General features: G+C 70.7%; 15 protein-coding genes and 1 riboswitch. Of the genes, 11 read left to right on the plus strand and 4 right to left on the minus strand.

Features of this window, described 5'->3' with window-relative positions; translation table 11 throughout:
- Window positions 1-16: 16 nt before the first annotated feature.
- From ACX9I7_RS29995 to ACX9I7_RS30025, 7 genes are all read left to right on the plus strand, one after another.
- Complete coding sequence (locus ACX9I7_RS29995) at window positions 17-1,036, plus strand: transglycosylase family protein (RefSeq protein WP_459389104.1); 1,020 nt, start codon at window positions 17-19, stop codon at window positions 1,034-1,036.
- Window positions 1,037-1,295: 259 nt separating this feature from the next.
- Window positions 1,296-1,479, plus strand: a riboswitch (cyclic di-AMP (ydaO/yuaA leader).
- 4 nt (window positions 1,480-1,483) lie between these two features.
- Entirely contained in the window at window positions 1,484-2,233 is a 750-nt protein-coding gene (locus ACX9I7_RS30000; RefSeq protein WP_459389105.1) for a transglycosylase family protein, read from the plus strand.
- Window positions 2,234-2,505: 272 nt separating this feature from the next.
- Window positions 2,506-3,786: a phosphopyruvate hydratase gene (gene eno, locus ACX9I7_RS30005; RefSeq protein WP_189454413.1), complete on the plus strand. Its 1,281-nt coding sequence runs from the start codon at window positions 2,506-2,508 to the stop codon at window positions 3,784-3,786.
- A 129-nt stretch (window positions 3,787-3,915) separates the two neighbouring features.
- Window positions 3,916-4,386 carry an FtsB family cell division protein gene (locus tag ACX9I7_RS30010; RefSeq protein WP_387568597.1) on the plus strand — a complete coding sequence of 157 codons (471 nt, stop codon included), beginning with the start codon at window positions 3,916-3,918 and terminating at the stop codon, window positions 4,384-4,386.
- A 71-nt stretch (window positions 4,387-4,457) separates the two neighbouring features.
- The gene (locus ACX9I7_RS30015) at window positions 4,458-4,994 is read left to right on the plus strand and encodes a DUF501 domain-containing protein (protein WP_189454409.1); all 537 of its coding nucleotides are present in this window, start codon (window positions 4,458-4,460) and stop codon (window positions 4,992-4,994) included.
- The gene (locus ACX9I7_RS30020) at window positions 4,991-5,932 is read left to right on the plus strand and encodes a Ppx/GppA phosphatase family protein (protein ID WP_387568594.1); all 942 of its coding nucleotides are present in this window, start codon (window positions 4,991-4,993) and stop codon (window positions 5,930-5,932) included. The genes ACX9I7_RS30015 and ACX9I7_RS30020 overlap by 4 nt, the downstream gene beginning before the upstream one ends.
- Before the next feature lie 105 nt (window positions 5,933-6,037).
- The gene (locus tag ACX9I7_RS30025; protein ID WP_459389106.1) at window positions 6,038-7,189 is read left to right on the plus strand and encodes a serine hydrolase domain-containing protein; all 1,152 of its coding nucleotides are present in this window, start codon (window positions 6,038-6,040) and stop codon (window positions 7,187-7,189) included.
- A 46-nt stretch (window positions 7,190-7,235) separates the two neighbouring features.
- Here ACX9I7_RS30025 and ACX9I7_RS30030 read toward each other — a convergent pair whose 3' ends face one another.
- Window positions 7,236-8,426, minus strand: coding sequence for a protein-L-isoaspartate O-methyltransferase family protein (locus ACX9I7_RS30030; RefSeq protein WP_459389107.1), 1,191 nt, complete (start codon window positions 8,424-8,426; stop codon window positions 7,236-7,238).
- A gap of 552 nt (window positions 8,427-8,978) precedes the next feature.
- Window positions 8,979-9,329, minus strand: a complete 351-nt coding sequence (locus tag ACX9I7_RS30035) for a hypothetical protein (RefSeq protein WP_459389108.1) — start codon at window positions 9,327-9,329, stop codon at window positions 8,979-8,981.
- An 86-nt stretch (window positions 9,330-9,415) separates the two neighbouring features.
- Here ACX9I7_RS30035 and ACX9I7_RS30040 point away from each other — a divergent pair, with 86 nt between their 5' ends.
- Entirely contained in the window at window positions 9,416-10,261 is an 846-nt protein-coding gene (locus ACX9I7_RS30040) for a helix-turn-helix domain-containing protein (RefSeq protein WP_459389109.1), read from the plus strand.
- On the plus strand, window positions 10,258-10,476 hold the full coding sequence (locus ACX9I7_RS30045) for a DUF397 domain-containing protein (RefSeq protein ID WP_189454400.1): 219 nt from the start codon (window positions 10,258-10,260) through the stop codon (window positions 10,474-10,476). Before ACX9I7_RS30040 ends, ACX9I7_RS30045 begins: the two co-directional genes overlap by 4 nt.
- 37 nt (window positions 10,477-10,513) lie before the next feature.
- Here ACX9I7_RS30045 and ACX9I7_RS30050 read toward each other — a convergent pair whose 3' ends face one another.
- Window positions 10,514-10,831, minus strand: a complete 318-nt coding sequence (locus tag ACX9I7_RS30050; protein WP_459389110.1) for a MazG-like family protein — start codon at window positions 10,829-10,831, stop codon at window positions 10,514-10,516.
- 455 nt (window positions 10,832-11,286) lie between these two features.
- Between ACX9I7_RS30050 and ACX9I7_RS30055 the strand changes: the two genes are divergently transcribed.
- Window positions 11,287-12,663 carry an NAD(P)/FAD-dependent oxidoreductase gene (locus tag ACX9I7_RS30055; RefSeq protein WP_459389111.1) on the plus strand — a complete coding sequence of 459 codons (1,377 nt, stop codon included), beginning with the start codon at window positions 11,287-11,289 and terminating at the stop codon, window positions 12,661-12,663.
- Window positions 12,664-12,844: 181 nt separating this feature from the next.
- Window positions 12,845-14,158, plus strand: coding sequence for a class I SAM-dependent methyltransferase (locus tag ACX9I7_RS30060; protein ID WP_387568574.1), 1,314 nt, complete (start codon window positions 12,845-12,847; stop codon window positions 14,156-14,158).
- Window positions 14,159-14,239: 81 nt separating this feature from the next.
- On the opposite strand, the gene ACX9I7_RS30065 is transcribed toward ACX9I7_RS30060, so the two are convergent.
- On the minus strand, window positions 14,240-16,690 hold a 2,451-nt coding region (locus ACX9I7_RS30065), incomplete at its 5' end, for an ABC transporter permease (protein ID WP_459389112.1).

Genomic DNA, 16,690 nt, shown 5'->3' on the forward strand with positions numbered 1-16,690 from the left:
TCAGATACCCGCCATCGTGGTCGCGGCGGGGGTGACGGCCTCCAGCGCGGCCCTGCCGCTGCTGGCGACCGGCTCCGCCGTCGCCGCCGACGCGGGTACCTGGGACAAGGTCGCCCAGTGCGAGAGCGGAGGGATGTGGAGCGCCAACAACGGCAACGGCCTCCACGGCGGCCTCCAGCTCACCCAGCAGATGTGGGAGCAGTACGGCGGCATCGCGTACGCGCCGCGCCCCGACCTGGCCAGCCGGTCCCAGCAGATAGCCGTGGCCGAGCGGATCCTCAAGGCGGAGGGCGCCGACACCTGGCGGACCTGCGCGGTGAGTTCGGGCCTGGCCGGCGAGGCGGACCGGGGCGACGACAAGGCGCCCGAGGTGGACCCGGGCGACGGGTCGTCCTCCGCCGCGCCGGAGCAGAGCCGTCCCCGTACGCCCGGGCGCGGCAACCAGCCCGCTTCCGAGCGCACGTCGCCCGCGCCGTCCGACGCCGCCTCCGGGTCGCCCAAGCCCGCGCCCTCCTCGTCCGGTTCGCCCACGACGGGCTCCTCCGGCACCCCCTCCGCTTCCACGAGCCCGTCCCCGGACACGGCCGGCGGCAAGCACCGCAAGGACCCGTCGGGACAGCCGACGACGGGTACGAGCCCCGGCGCGTCGGCCGATCCGACCGCCATCCCCACCGCCCCGGTCGGCACCCCTTCGAACACCCCGGCGAACACGCCCCCGGACACCCCGGGAACAGGAACCTCGCCTTCCGGTTCACCGCTTCCCGGCGACACCGGGGCGACTGCCGGAACGGGCCGTCACCGTGCCGACCCGTCACCTTCCGGCGATGCTCAGCGGCCCTCCCGGGGCGGCGAGAGCCGGGCGGAGCTGCCGGCCGCCAACGACTACACCGTGCGGCCCGGTGACAACCTGTCAGAGATCGCCGAGCAACACTCGGTCACCGGAGGCTGGCAGACGCTGTATCAGAAGAACGAGAAACTGGTCGGCTCTGATCCGGACCTTATCCGCCCTGGTCAGAAGCTTGACATCCGTAAGTAGCGCTCCGGTTCGAGGCGAATGTCCGTTCCAGTCGAAAGTGAGACATGGGTCTCGTTGACGGAGCGTCGGATGCCTCGAATCCGATTTGCTCGAATGGCCTCTCACCTGCGGAAACGTCAGGTTTCCGGGGGTAACTCGGGCCGCTGGTGGCTGAAAAGTGGGGTTTGAACCCGTCGGCCGCCTGTGATTACCGTCGTCACCGCTCGCCACCGCGAGCACCACGGCCGCACGCCGAATCCTGCCGGCGGCCGGGGGAGTCGTCGCGCAAGCGCCGTAGGCAGGAGCGGGGGAACCAAGGTAGGTCGCCGGAACGGTCCCAAGGCCACATGGCTGAAGGAGCGGAACGGCTAGGGGTGAAGCCCGGAACGCGAAAGCGCACCGGGCCGGGCGAACTCACAGCCCGAACCCGACAGCTCACCTCGTAGGCGTCGGTGAGGAAACCGACTCATGTCCAAGGGCAAGCACCGTCGTCCGTCCAAGGCCGTCCGCATCGTCACGCTCGCCGGCGTCACCGGCGCGGCTGTCGCAGCCCCTCTGATGGTCGCGACCTCCGCCAACGCCGCCTCCGTCTCCACGTGGGACAAGGTCGCCGAATGCGAGTCCAGCGGTAACTGGCACATCAACACCGGCAACGGCTACTACGGCGGCCTGCAGTTCTCGCAGTCCTCCTGGAAGGCCGCCGGTGGCGGGCAGTACGCCCCGCGCGCCGACCTGGCCACCAAGTCCCAGCAGATCGCCACCGCCGAGCGCCTGCTCGCCATGCAGGGCCCGGGTGCCTGGGGCTGCGCCGGCGCGGGCGGCCTGACCAGTGGCGGCGCCAAGGCGAACGTCGACACGGACGACTCCGACGGCGGTTACGTCGCGAAGAAGTCCACGAAGTCCGCCTCCGGCGCCTACGGCAAGGCCCAGTCCCACGCCGACCGCAGCAAGCGCCAGGCCGCGCCGCAGCAGCACAGCAGCAAGGCGGTCCAGCAGTCGGACGACTCCGACGACGAGGCCCCGGCGCCGAAGCAGACCGCCCCGCGGACCGTCCAGAAGGGCGACGGCGAGTACCAGGTGAAGGCCGGCGACACCCTCGCGACCATCGCCGTGTCCCAGAAGGTCCAGGGCGGCTGGCAGAAGCTCCACGAGCTCAACAAGAAGATCGTCCCCGACGCGGACGTGATCTTCCCGGGCCAGCAGCTCCACCTGCGCTGAGCGAGGGCCGGCCGGGGCCGGTGACGACCCCGGCCGGCCGAGCGACCGCCCCGTTCCGATGCGACTTCCCCCCGAGCCGCATCGGAGCGGGGCTCCGCTCGTTCTGCCGGCGGATTTCCCGTCCTCGTTGAGCGAACACACCGACGATTCGTCCGGGGATCTCGGCGTTTGTGCCAATTTTCGGCCCGGGTGACAGGGCAAGGGCGGGCGCACGCTCCGGGGCCCGTTAGGCTCGTGGTGCAGAACTCCAGACACCCACGAAGGAGACCCTCGTGCCGTCCATCGACGTCGTCGTAGCTCGCGAGATCCTCGACTCGCGAGGCAACCCCACGGTCGAGGTCGAGGTCGGCCTCGACGACGGCTCCACGGGCCGTGCCGCCGTACCGTCCGGCGCCTCCACCGGCGCCTTCGAGGCCATCGAGCTTCGCGACGGCGACCCCAAGCGCTACCTCGGCAAGGGCGTCGAGAAGGCCGTCCTCGCCGTCATCGAGCAGATCGGCCCGGAGCTCGTCGGCTACGACGCCACCGAGCAGCGCCTGATCGACCAGGCCATGTTCGACCTGGACGCCACCGAGAACAAGGGCTCCCTGGGCGCCAACGCCATCCTCGGCGTCTCCCTGGCCGTCGCGCACGCCGCCTCCGAGGCGTCCGACCTGCCGCTCTTCCGCTACCTCGGCGGCCCGAACGCGCACCTGCTGCCCGTTCCGATGATGAACATCCTGAACGGCGGCTCGCACGCCGACTCCAACGTGGACATCCAGGAGTTCATGATCGCGCCGATCGGCGCGGAGTCCTTCTCCGAGGCCCTGCGCTGGGGCACCGAGGTCTACCACACCCTCAAGAAGGTCCTGAAGGGCCGCGGCCTGTCCACCGGCCTCGGCGACGAGGGCGGCTTCGCCCCGAACCTGGGCTCCAACCGCGAGGCCCTCGACCTCATCCTCGAGGCCATCAAGGAGGCCGGCTACACCCCCGGCCAGGACATCGCGCTCGCGCTCGACGTGGCCGCCTCCGAGTTCTACAAGGACGGCGTCTACAAGTTCGAGGGCAAGGACCGCACCGCGGCCGAGATGACCGAGTACTACGCCGAGCTCGTCGAGGCGTACCCGCTCGTCTCCATCGAGGACCCGCTGTTCGAGGACGACTGGGCCGGCTGGAAGACCATCACCGACCAGCTCGGCACCAAGGTCCAGCTCGTCGGTGACGACCTGTTCGTCACCAACCCCGAGCGCCTCGCCCGCGGCATCGAGGAGGGCTCCGCCAACGCCCTCCTGGTCAAGGTCAACCAGATCGGCTCGCTGACCGAGACCCTCGACGCCGTCGAGCTGGCCCAGCGCAACGGCTTCAAGTGCATGATGTCCCACCGCTCCGGCGAGACCGAGGACGTCACCATCGCCGACCTGGCCGTCGCCACCAACTGCGGCCAGATCAAGACCGGCGCCCCGGCCCGCTCCGAGCGCGTCGCCAAGTACAACCAGCTCCTGCGCATCGAGGAGATCCTCGACGACGCCGCGGTCTACGCCGGCCGCAGCGCCTTCCCGCGCTTCAAGGGCTGAGCCCGAAAGGCACAGCGAGGGCTGAGCCTCAAGGGCTGACCTTCTCGCCAGTCTCCGTACGTCCCCGGTCGCGGTCCCGTACCGTGTCCGGGGACGTACGTTCGTAACGGACTCTCCAGGGGAGGCGACGTGGGCGCGGACCGGTTCTCCACCGCGACCAGGCTCAAGGCGCTGGGCACGGCGCTGGTCCAGGGGCCGACCGCGGCCCGGGTCTACCGCGCCCGCCCGCAGCGCCGCTCCCGGCTCACCGGTCGCGCGGCGCTCCTCGCGCTCGTCGTCTGCTCGCTCGTCGTCGCCCTCGCCTACCCCATGCGCCAGTGGGTCACCCAGCGCTCGGACATCGCCGACCAGCGGCACCGGACGGAGCAGGCGCGCGAGAAGGTCAAGCGGCTGCACGAGGAGAAGGCCCGCCTGGAGGACCCCGCGTACGTGGAGCAGCTGGCGCGCGAGCACCTCCACTTCGTACGCCCCGGCGAGACCGGGTACACCGTGGTGGACGGCAGCGCCGACGGCGGGCGCCACAAGGACCAGGGCGCCGCCGACCGCCCCTGGTACAGCAACCTCTTCGACGACGTGGACACCTCCGACGCCCACCGCTGACCGGAGCCCACGCACCCATTACTTCACGCACCCGACTTCACGCACCCGACCGATCGAGCACGAGCGAGCACATGGACACGCCTCCTCCGAAGACCGAGCCCACCGAGCCGACGGACGCGGACATCGCCGCGTTCAAGGAGCAGCTGGGCCGCCCGCCGCGCGGACTGCGCTCCATCGCGCACCGCTGCCCCTGCGGCAACCCCGACGTGGTCGAGACGGCGCCGCGCCTGGAGGACGGCACGCCGTTCCCCACCCTCTACTACCTGACCTGCCCCCGGGCCGCGTCCGCGATCGGCACCCTCGAGGGCTCGGGTCTGATGAAGGAGATGCAGGACCGGCTGGCGACGGACCCGGAGCTGGCCGCCGCCTACCGGGCCGCCCACGAGGACTACATCGCGCGCCGCGACGCCATCGAGGTCCTGCAGGGCTTCCCCAGCGCCGGCGGCATGCCGGACCGCGTGAAGTGCCTCCACGTGCTGGTCGGCCACTCGCTGGCGGCCGGCCCCGGCGTGAACCCCTTCGGCGACGAGGCCATCGCGCTGCTGCCGGAGTGGTGGAGCAAGGGCCCGTGCGTGAACCCGTGCGCCGGTGAGGAGGGCTGCGCGTGACCCGCGTCGCCGCCGTCGACTGCGGCACGAACTCCATCCGGCTGCTGGTGGCCGACTGCGACCCGGCCACGGGCGAACTCGTGGAGCTCGACCGCCGGATGACGATCGTCCGCCTCGGCCAGGGCGTGGACCGCACGGGCCGCTTCGCGCCGGAGGCGCTGGAGCGCACGTTCGCCGCCTGCCGGGAGTACGCGGAGGTCGTCAAGGACCTGGGTGCGGAGCGGGTGCGCTTCGTGGCGACGTCCGCCTCCCGGGACGTCTCCAACCGCGAGGAGTTCGTGCGCGGCGTCAAGGACATCCTGGGCGTGGAGCCCGAGGTGATCAGCGGTGACCAGGAGGCCGAGTTCTCCTTCACCGGCGCCACCAAGGAGCTCGTGGGCCGCGCGGACCTGGCGAAGCCGTTCCTCGTCGTGGACATCGGCGGCGGCTCGACCGAGTTCGTCGTCGGCGAGGACCACGTCCGGGCCGCGCGCAGCGTGGACGTGGGCTGCGTGCGGATGACGGAGCGTCACCTCGTGACGGACGGCGTGGTCTCCGACCCGCCGGCCGCCGACCGGATCGCCGCCATACGGGCCGACGTCGAGGCCGCCCTCGACCTCGCCGGGCAGAGCGTCCCGCTCACCGAGGCCCGCACGCTCGTGGGCCTGGCCGGCTCGGTCACCACGGTCGCGGGCATCGCCCTCGACCTGGCCGAGTACGACTCCACCGCCATCCACCACGCGCGCATCCCCCTCGCCCGCGTCCAGGACATCACCGCCCGCCTCCTCACCTCCACTCACGAGGAGCGCACCGCGATCCCGGTCCTCCACCCCGGCCGCGTCGACGTCATCGCCGCGGGCGCGCTGATCCTCCAGTGCGTGATGGAGCGCGTGGGCGCCGAGGAGGTCGTCGTGAGCGAGCACGACATCCTCGACGGCATCGCGTGGAGCGTCGCGTAGACCCTAGGGGACGGAAGCCCGACGATCATCCTTGATCATGATCGAAAGGGAGGGGGCGGCGGCATAGGTTGACGGTGCGTCACCCCTTACCGAGAGGTCTCGACCATGCGCCGCCGTACCGTCGCCGTCTCCGCCCTGCTCGCCGCAGCGGCCCTCGTCCCCGCGGCCGTCCCGGCCGTCGCCGCCACGCCCGCCGCCCGGGGCGCCGACCGCGCCGGCCTCCAGCGGGCGCTGGACGGCGTCGTGGCCGAGGGCGTGCCCGGAGCGATCGCCGAGGTACGGGACGAGGGCGGCGTCTGGCGGGGGAGCAGTGGTGTCGCCGATCTGGTGGACGGTCGGCGGGCGCAGGCCGGGGACCGGTTCCGGGCGGGCAGCGTGACCAAGAGCTTCGTCGCCACGGTCGTACTCCAGCTCGTGGCCGAGGGCGAGGTCGGTCTGGACGACCCGATCGGGCGCCACCTGCCCGGCCTCGTGCCCGACGGCTCGAACGGCGCGCCCGTCACCGTGCGACAGCTGCTCGATCACACCAGCGGTCTGCCCAACTACACCGACGTCCTCCTGCGGAAGCCGGACCCGATACGGGCCGCCCAGCACTCCCACTACACCCCGCGCGAGCTGGTGGACATGGCGGTGAAGGAGCCCCGCGCCTTCGACCCCGGCGAGCCCGGCAAGTGGGCGTACTCCAACACCAACTACGTCGTCCTCGCCATGCTGATCGAGAAGTCGACGGGCCACACCCTGCCCCAGGAGATCGACCGGCGCATCGTGCGCCCGCTCCACCTCACCGGGACCTCCGTCCCCACGTCGTCGCACGTGCCCGGCCGCCATCTGAACGGATACGAGCGGCTCCCCGGCGAGACGACCACGACCGACTTCACCGGCTTCAGCCCCACGGCTTTCTGGGGCCCCGGCAACATCGTCTCCACCACCGCCGACCTCAACCGCTTCTACCGCGCCCTGTCCGGCGGCAAGCTGCTCCCGTCCCACCTGTGGCGCGAGATGAACACCCTCCACGACACGGACCGCGGCGAGAGCCGGAAGTACGGCCTGGGCCTGGAGAGCAACTCGGGCTACTGCCCCGGGGAGAAGCCGGTGTGGGGCCACACCGGCAGCGTCCCCGGCTACAACACCTTCAGCTTCACGACGGCCGACGGCCGTCGCCAGATCACGCTCGCCCTCAACATGGACACCTTCAAGGGCCCGAAGGCCGACGCGGCGGCGCTGAAGGTGCTGTCCACGGCCCTGTGCCGGAAGTAGGACGCCTGGCGGCCGAGGGAGCGCCCGGCGACCTGCGTGAGGCGCTTCACACCGGCCAGGAGTCGCCCGGCGTGTCGAGCCACGCCTCTTGCCCGTCCGGGGTCACGGTGAGCCCGAAGCGGTCATGTGTGGGCCTGCCCTGCTTCCGCCACCACCGGAAGGCGGCTTCCACGTCGTCCCACAGCCGGCGCGGGCCCGACTGCCAGACGCGGGTCTCTTCCCCGTCCCGGAACATCACGCAGGCCCAGGAGCGGTCGCCCAGCCCGTAGAACCACACGGGACGCGCGCCGTCACGGGCGTCGGCCACGGCCTGGACGCAGTGCGGCACGCGGAGGCCGAGGGCGAACGGGAGGGCGGTGTACCGACCGGTGATGAACTCGGACTCGGTGACCGCTGTGGCGGAGGTGTCCGCGCTGTCGAACGTGCCCGCCGGAACGTATTCCGCGTGCGGTCGGCGGGGCGAACGCTGGGACCGGATCTTCATGAACTCGACGGGGCGGGTGAAGTGGCCGAGCGCGATTCCGCCGTTTGCCTTCAGACGGACCACGGCGTCCGCGTTGCTGTAGTGCGTGCCCCATGGGGCGACGATGATCCCGCCCCTGCGGATCTGAGACAGCCACGCCCCCGGGGATTCCCGGAGTCCCACGGTGGCGAGGATGCGGTCGTACGGCCCGTGATCCGCGTAGCCCTTGAACCCATCGCCGTCGACCACGTCCGGGTACAGCCCGGCCGCGCACAGCCGCTCGCGGGCCCGCATGGACACCGTGCGGTCGATCTCGATCGTGGTGACGCGCCCGTGCCCGCGCCCGCGTGACCCCACGCAGCGGTGGTACAGGGCCCCGGCGGTCTCGCCCGTCCCGGTGGCCACGTCCAGCACGTTCATGCCCTCGTCCGCGCTCAGATCCTGAAACAGCCCGTAGTTCACGGACGGCGCGGACGACGAGCTTGTCGACACGCGCCCCGGCGCGGTGCCGGAGTGCTCGCCGTCGTCCCACTGGGTGACGATGGGCTGGTCGCTGTCCACGGCCGCGTACCAGCCGTCGGGATCGGCGGTCCGGTCGACGGCGACGCTCGTACCGGTCTCCATGTCCCACGGCCAGATCAGATCGGGCAGGAAGGCGGCCCGGTCCACCGCGGCGAACGTCGGCGCCCAGTCCGACGACATCGCCTTCGTCTCGAAGAGGACGCGCCCCAGCTCCTGTCGGCCGGGGCGCTCCGACTGCGGTTTGAACGTCACTTGCGGTGGGCCCCGTCTCCCTCGGGGCTACCGTCGTCGGGGGACGGCGGCTCGGCCGGCGGCGTCCACGGCTGCCCGGGGTGCCCGTCCCCTTCCCCTTCGTCCTTGCCGCGCCCGCCGTCGACGGCGGTTACGAACTGAATATTCACTTTGTACCCTTTCGCTCGTTCGGATGGGCACGTGCGCCTGCCCGGCCGTCGACCGCCCTCACTGCTGTGAGGTGGCGACCGGACAGGGGTCCAGGGGTGGGGTGCGGGTGCGTGGTCCCGGATCGTAGGGGCGCGGCCGGGGCCGGGGTGGCGGATCGCCACTATTGGGTGGTCTGCTGCTGGCAGGCCGGGCACACCACGGGCGCGTAGTGGCGACGGACGGCGGCCGGAAGGTCCGGGTCCGGCATGGCAGGCGGGGAGAAGAACGGCCCGACCGCCTCGGCCCACGTGAGGCGTCTCGCCGGTGGCGCGGGCGGTGGCAGCGGCGCCTCGGGAATCTCCGAAGGCGGTGGTGTCGGCCGCGCGATATGCCAGATCTGGCGAAGGAGGCGCCGAAGCCGGCTCATGGGTGCATCACCCGGAGGTGGCGACACATGGCCACGGTGAGCAGGTGGGCGGCGTCGGAGTGGCCGGCTTCCAGCGCTTTCCTGCGCTCGTCCTTGAGTCTGGCGATGTATTTGCACCGCAGTGGGGCGACGACTTCGAGGGAGTCGCCCTTCGCCTCCCATTCACGCCCGCCATCGAGTCGGCGCAGTTGATAGCGCGGCCCGACCTTGTCCATGACCTTGCCGAGGCGTCCTGTGTCGGCGTCGTGCACCACCCTGCCGACCAAGTGGTGTCCGATGTGGCCAGGATCGTCGGGCTTGCGGTTCTCGGGAGCCTGCGGGAGTGCCTGCGAGTGCCTGATCGCCATGCAAAATCCCCTCTGGGCTGGCCGACGAACAGGCGGCAGACTGGCCGACAGAACGCGATGATGGAGGGCAAGTTGAGCCACCGACCGTGCGTCGCCGCAGGCTGGGGACGAAACCGCGAGCACTCCGCGACGGTCTGGGACTGACGCTCGAAGAGGTCGCCGCGAGGGCCGGCGGCAGGATCACCGTCGCGAAACTGAGTCGCCTCGAGACGGCGCGCACGCCGGCGAAACCCGTCGACGTCAAGATGTTGCTCGCTCTCTACGGAGTTGACGACGATGAGCTTTGCGCGGCGCTGCTCGCCCTCGCCAACGAAGGCTCTGCCCGCGGCTGGTGGCACTCGTACCGGGGTGTGCTGTCCCCGGTGTACGAAGACTTGATCTCCTTGGAGGCCGAGGCGGCCTCGGTGCGGTCGTGGCAGATGGGCGCGATTCCGGGCCTGCTCCAGACCGCCGAGTACGCCCGCGAGATCATCAGCAGTACTGCCACGTCGGCGGCCGTCGAGGACAAGGTCGACGCGCTCGTCGAGGTGCGCCTCGCTCGTCAGTCGATCCTCACCTCACGCGAGCGCCCGCTCGACCTGCGCGTCGTCATCGGCGAGAGCGCGCTCCACACGAAGTGCCGCGAAGACGACGTGATGCGCGACCAGCTCACTCGTCTCCTCACGGTGAGCCGCCGCCCGAACATCACCATTCAGGTACTGCCTGCCGGTGTCCCACCGCATGTGGGGCAGATGGGGTCGTTTTCCCTGCTGGGGTTCGCCGATCACAGCGACCTTGACGTCGTGCACATCGAGAGTCTGACGTCCGGCCTTTACGTCGAGGACGGCCAAGAGGTAGCGGTGTATCAGAGCGCCTTCGAACGACTGAGCGCTGCGGCGCTTGCGCCGGAGGCATCCGCCGAGCGCATCGCAGAGATAAGGAAGACGGCATGACCCACGTTGACGACGCCTCGATACTTCCCGCGCGGTGGTGGAAGGCGAGAGCGTCCGGGGCGGTGTCCGACTGTGTGGAGATCGGCATCGTGGGCGGGGGAGAGGAAGTGATCGCGGTGCGGGACAGCAAGCGCCCCACAGGGCCCGCGCTCCTGTTCGGCCACCGGCAGATCCGCGGCTTCGTCGAGGCGGTTCGCGTCGGCAGGCTCGGGTAGGTCCGAGGGGGGCGGCCGGTGGCGCCGGTGGCCTTCGTTAGCGGTCGAGGGAGCGTTCGGCGACGTGCGCGAGGCGTTTCGCGAACACCTTCGCCGCTTCCGGGGTGATCGTCCGGAGCGCGACCATGCTCGTGAGGATCACGTCGCACAGTTCCGACTGCACGTCGTCCCATGTGTGGCTGTCGCCCTTGCGCGGGTTCGAGCCGGTGACGCCGTGGATCGCCTCGGCGACCTCGCCGGCTTCCTCGCTGATCTTCAGCACGCGCAGCAGCCGGACCATGTCCGGTGGCATGGTGGCGCTCTCGGCGTCGAGCCATTCGACGAGCCGCTCGACGGTGTCCCAGGTCTCTCGCACGGTGCCGCTCCCTCCCGGTTCCTCGGGTGCTGTCATGCCCGTTGGGGCATGGCCGGTGCTGACGCTACCGGCCCTTAACGGACGTACCGGACGCCCCCTGGACAGCCCCTCGGGAAATGTTCGTGAAATCCTTCACATGAAAAAACGGCCGCGGAGCCTCGGAAGGGGGCCTTCGGCCCCTCTTTCGGGCCCTCCGGGGGGTTGGCGGTGGGAAACCATCCGGTTTCGGCCGTGTTAAAGAGAGCCTTATGTGGGGGGCGGCCGGGCAGTGGTTCAGTCGTCCTGAGCGCCCCAAGGCCAGTTCAGCGGGGGTGCTCAACGCCCGCCGGGTTGTTGCGGTTCCCTTGCGGGGGTATGGCGTCCATCACGGGGGCGGCGGAGTGTAGCAGACCCCCTTTCGTGCCTTGTGAAGGGGCTCACGAGCACCCCGTGGGAGAGTGCTGGATACTCGAATCATGAGCACCACGGAGCGTCCACGGATCCTCGTAGTAGGCGGTGGGTACGTCGGCCTGTACGCGGCGCGCCGCATTCTCAAGAAGATGCGGTATGGCGAGGCGACCGTCACGGTCGTCGACCCGCGCTCGTACATGACGTACCAGCCCTTCCTTCCTGAAGCAGCCGCCGGCAGCATTTCGCCGCGCCACGTCGTGGTGCCGCTGCGCCGCGTCCTGCCCAAGGCGGAGGTTCTCACCGGCCGTGTCACCACGATCGACCAGGACCGCAAGGTGGCCACGATCGCGCCGCTCGTCGGCGAGGCGTACGAGCTGCCCTTCGACTACCTGGTGATCGCGCTCGGCGCTGTCTCGCGCACCTTCCCGATCCCCGGCCTCGCCGAGAACGGCATCGGCATGAAGGGCATCGAGGAGTCCATCGGCCTGCGCAACCACGTCCTCGAGCAGCTCGACAAGGCCGACTCGACGAAGGACGAGGAGATCCGCCGCAAGGCGCTGACCTTCGTCTTCATCGGTGGCGGCTTCGCCGGCGCCGAGACGATCGGCGAGGTCGAGGACATGGCGCGCGACGCCGCCAAGTACTACCCCAACGTGAAGCGCGAGGACATGCGCTTCATCCTCGTCGACGCCGCCGACAAGATCCTCCCCGAGGTCGGTCCCAAGCTCGGCGAGTACGGCAAGAAGCACCTGGAGAGCCGCGGCGTCGAGATCTACCTCTCGACCTCCATGGACTCCTGCGTCGACGGCCACGTCGTGCTGAAGAACGGCCTCGAGGTCGACTCCAACACGATCGTGTGGACCGCGGGCGTCAAGCCCAACCCGGCCCTGGCCCGCTTCGGCCTGCCGCTGGGCCCGCGCGGCCACGTCGACACCTCCGAGACCCTCCAGGTCCAGGGCACCGACTACATCTGGGCCGCCGGCGACAACGCCCAGGTCCCGGACGTCGTCGGCCGCAAGGCCGGCAACGAGAACGCCTGGTGCCCGCCCAACGCCCAGCACGCGCTGCGCCAGGCCAAGGTCCTCGGCGACAACGTCCTGTCCGGCATGCGCGGCTTCCCGCAGAAGACGTACTCGCACGCCAACAAGGGCGCGGTGGCCGGTCTCGGCCTCCACAAGGGCGTCGCGATGATCGTCATGGGCAAGACCAAGATCAAGCTCAAGGGCCGTCTCGCCTGGTACATGCACCGTGGCTACCACGGCATGGCCATGCCGACCTGGAACCGTAAGATCCGCATCTTCGCGGACTGGACCCTGGGCATGTTCCTCAAGCGCGAGGTCGTCTCCCTGCGCGCCATGGAGAACCCGCGCGAGGAGTTCTACGAGGCCGCCAAGCCGGCCCCGCAGGCTCCCGCCAAGACCGAGAAGGCCAAGGCCTCCTGACCCCCGGTCAATAACTGAACAGCAGTCGAAGGGCGTCCGCCAATCCGTGGGGTGGACGCCCTTCGGCGTACCCGGAAGAGGGCGAATCCCTCGCGCGGGGAAGGACTAGAGCACGACCTGCCGGTGTTTCAGGTGTCAGGCGAAAACGATCTGCTGACCCTTCATCATGGAGGTGTGCGACATGGCCGAGGCCGCTCGACGGCTCACCGCGCTCGCGGAGCGCGCCCTGGGCGCCCCGCTCCCGGTCCGGGTACGGGCCTGGGACCGCAGCGAGTCGGGCCCGCCCGGCACCCCCGTACTGATCGTCCGGCGCCGGCGCGCCCTGCGCCGGCTGCTGTGGCAGCCCGGTGAGCTCGGCCTGGCCCGCGCCTGGGTCGCCGGGGACCTCGACGTCGAGGGCGATCTCTACGAGGCCCTCGGGCTGCTCGCCGGGTTCTTCTGGGAGCGCGGTGAGGACGCCGCCCGTCCCACCGGCCCCACGGCCGTCCTCAAGGCCCTGCGCGACCCGGAGATCCGCGCCGTGGGCCGCGAGCTGCTGAAGCTCACCGGGCCCTGGACACAGCCCGCCCCGCCCGCCGAGGAGGCCCGCAGGGCCGGCGGCCCCCTCCACACCCTGCGCCGCGACAAGCAGGCCATCAGCCACCACTACGACGTCGGCAACACCTTCTACGAGCACGTCCTGGGCCCCTCCATGGTGTATTCGTGCGCGTACTGGGAGAGCCCCACCTCGACCCTCGAAGAGGCCCAGCGCGCCAAGCTCGACCTTGTTTGCCGCAAGCTGGGGCTCAAACCCCGAACGCGGCTGCTGGACGTCGGCTGCGGCTGGGGCTCGATGGCCCTCCACGCCGCCCGCGAGTACGGCGCGGACGTCGTCGCCGTCACCCTCTCCGAGGAGCAGGCCGCCTACGCCCGCAAACGGGCCGCCGAGGCCGGCCTGGCGGACCGGATAGAGGTCCGCGTCCAGGACTACCGCGAGGTCTCCGACGGCCCCTTCGACGCCGTCTCCTCCATCGGCATGGCCGAGCACGTCGGCTCCGCGCGCTACGCCGAGTACGCCGCCGGCCTGTACGCCCTGCTGCGGCCCGGCGGCCGGCTGCTCAACCACCAGATCGCCCGCCGCCCGCTGAAGGACGAGGACGACTACCGCGTCGACGAGTTCATCGACCGCTACGTCTTCCCCGACGGCGAGCTCGCGCCCGTCGGCCGGACCGTGGCCCAGCTGGAGGAGGCCGGCTTCGAGGTCCGGGACGTCGAGGCGCTGCGCGAGCACTACGCGCTCACCCTGCGCCGCTGGGTGGCCAACCTGGAGGCCCACTGGGACGAGGCCGTGCGGCTGACCTCCCCGGGCCGCGCCCGCGTCTGGCGGCTCTACATGGCGGCCTCCGCGCTGTCCTTCGAGCGCAACCGCATCGGCGTCAACCAGGTGCTGGCGATCCGCACGCCCGAGTCGGGGGAGCCGGTGCTGCCGCTGCGCACCCGCGACTGGCGGTCCTAGAACGCGACTGACGGTCCTGGAAAACGGGTCGGGCCCCGCGGCATCAGCCGCGGGGCCCGACCCCTTCGCGTTCCGGTGGGGCTACTCGGCCTTGATGGCCGCCAGCATGTTGAGCTTGGCCGCCCGGCGGGCGGGCCACAGCGCGGCCAGCACGCCGACCACCGCGGCCAGCAGCAGGAACAGGCCCATCCGGTCCCAGGGGAGCACCAGCTCGTAGGTGTTCACGGCCTTCTTGATGAGGTCGCCCGCGGCCCAGCCGAAGAAGACGCCCAGGCCGATGCCCATCACACCGCCGAAGAGCGAGATGATCAGGGATTCCAGCCGCACCATCCGCTTGATGCCCTTGCGGTCCAGGCCGATGGCGCGGAGCATGCCGATCTCCTGCTGACGCTCGAAGACGGACATCGCCAGGGTGTTGATGACGCCGAGGACGGCGACCACCACGGCCATGGCCAGCAGGCCGTAGAGCATGTTCAGCAGCAGGCCGATGGCCTTGGAGATGCCGTCGGAGATGTCCTGCTTGGTCTGGATCTGGATGGCGGGGTTGTCGCCGAGGGCCTTGGCGAGGGAGTCCTTGACCTTCTCGTCGGCGCCGCCCTTGACCTTGACCATCACCTGGCGGTCGTCGACCTGGCTCTGGTGGGGGGCCAGGGTGGGGGCGTCGATCCAGACGCCGCGCATCAGGTCGTTGCCCTTGTAGACGCCGCCGACCGTCAGCTTGCCCTTCTTGCCGTCCTCGAAGGTGACGTCGAAGGAGGAGCCGAGCTTCCAGTGCTTGGTGCGGGCCGTGGCGTCGTCCACGAGGACCTTGTCACCGGAGAGGGCGGCGAACGAGCCCGACGTGAAGTCCAGGTTCGTCAGCTTGTCCATGTCCTTGCCGTTGACGCCCGTGAGGCTCTGGTGCTCGCCGTTGATCCGGGCCGGGGAGGAGCGCAGCGGGCTGGAGGCGACGACGTCCGGGTGGCCGGCGAGCTTCTTCTCCACATCGGTGGACAGCGGGGTCATGCTGGCCATGGAGACGACGTAGTCGGCCTTGAGGGAGCCCGTGGCCATCTTGTCGATGGCCTGCTGCATGCTGCCGGCGATGACGGTCAGACCGGTGATCAGGGTCAGGCCGATCATCAGCGCGGAGGCGGTGGCGGCGGTGCGGCGCGGGTTGCGGACCGCGTTCTGCCGGGCGAGCTTGCCGGTCATCCCGAAGGGGCGCAGCAGCGGCGCCGCGGCGGCGATCACCGGGCGGGACAGCAGCGGCGTCAGCACGAAGACGCCGATGAGGACCAGGCCCGCGCCCAGGCCCATCATGGTCGAGCTGGTGGCGGTCAGGACGATCGCGGCGCCGACGGCGGTGATGACGCCGCCGATGGAGTTGCGGACGACCAGGGACTTGGTGGTGGCCACGGCGTGGACGCTGTTCATCGCGGCGACCGGGGGGATCTTCGCGGCGCGGCGGCCGGGCAGCCAGGCGGCGAGCATGGTGACGACGATGCCGACGACCATCGAGACCAGGATCGTGCTGGGGGAGATGACCAGCGGGCCGTCCGGGATGGTGGCGCCCGTGCGGCCGATCAGCGTCCGCAGGCCCGCGCCGATGCCGATGCCGGCGACCAGACCGGTCACACCGGCGACCGTGCCCACGACGAACGCCTCGATGAGCACCGAGCGGGTGACCTGGCGGCGGCTCGCGCCGACGGCGCGCAGCAGGGCCAGTTCCTTGGTGCGCTGGGCGACCAGCATGGTGAAGGTGTTGGCGATGATGAAGATGCCGACGAAAAGGGCGATGCCCGCGAAGACCAGCAGGCTGGTCCGCATGCCGTCCATGGACTGGGAGATCATCCGGCTCTGCTCGTCCGCGAGCTGCTTGCCGGTGGTGGCCTCGGCGTCCTTGGGGAGGACCTTCTCGACGGCGGCCTTCAGGGCGGTCTGCGAGGTGCCCGCGGCGGCCTTCAGGTGGATCTCGTCGAAGCCGCCGGGCTTGCCGTAGAGCTTCTGCGCGGTGGCGGTGTCGAACAGGGCGAGGCTGCCGCCGGCGGAGACGTTGCCGTCGTCGGTGGTGAAGACGCCGGCCAGCTTCTGCTGGAGCACGGGGCCGTCGACGGAGATCCGGACGGTGTCGCCGACCTTGTAGCCGGCCCGGTCGGCGGTCTTCGCGTCGAGCGCGATCTCACCGGGGCCCTGGGGCGCGCGGCCGGACTTCAGCGGGTAGCGGGCGTCCTTGCCGCCCTGGCCCGCGTAGTAGTTGGCGCCGGACGAGGAGAAGCCCTCGCCTATCAGCTTGCCCTTCTTGTCGGCTATCGCCGCGAAGCCGCTGACGGTGCCGGTGGCGGAGGCGGCGCCGGGGACCTTGGCGGCCCGGTCGAGCAGGCTCTGCGAGAGCCTGGGCGTGGCGCCCGGGGCGTTCTCGTCGCCGCTGCCCCGGTGGGGCTGGACGGCGACGTCGACGTTCGTGAAGCCCTTCTCGGAGCTCTTCTGGAAGGCGTCGGAGATGGTCGAGGTGAAGACCAGGGTGCCGGAGACGAAGGCCACGCCGAGCAT

This window comes from Streptomyces sp. L500, from assembly GCF_054551825.1.

Excerpts from the sequence above, each read along its gene's own strand:
- ACX9I7_RS30000 (WP_459389105.1), top strand. The coding sequence starts at position 1,484 with ATGTCCAAGGGCAAGCACCGTCGTCCGTCCAAGGCCGTCCGCATCGTC.
- ACX9I7_RS30015 (WP_189454409.1), top strand. The coding sequence starts at position 4,458 with ATGGACACGCCTCCTCCGAAGACCGAGCCCACCGAGCCGACGGACGCG.
- ACX9I7_RS30025 (WP_459389106.1), top strand. The coding sequence starts at position 6,038 with ATGCGCCGCCGTACCGTCGCCGTCTCCGCCCTGCTCGCCGCAGCGGCC.
- ACX9I7_RS30035 (WP_459389108.1), bottom strand. The coding sequence starts at position 9,329 with ATGGCGATCAGGCACTCGCAGGCACTCCCGCAGGCTCCCGAGAACCGC.
- ACX9I7_RS30045 (WP_189454400.1), top strand. The coding sequence starts at position 10,258 with ATGACCCACGTTGACGACGCCTCGATACTTCCCGCGCGGTGGTGGAAG.
- ACX9I7_RS30055 (WP_459389111.1), top strand. The coding sequence starts at position 11,287 with ATGAGCACCACGGAGCGTCCACGGATCCTCGTAGTAGGCGGTGGGTAC.
- ACX9I7_RS30060 (WP_387568574.1), top strand. The coding sequence starts at position 12,845 with ATGGCCGAGGCCGCTCGACGGCTCACCGCGCTCGCGGAGCGCGCCCTG.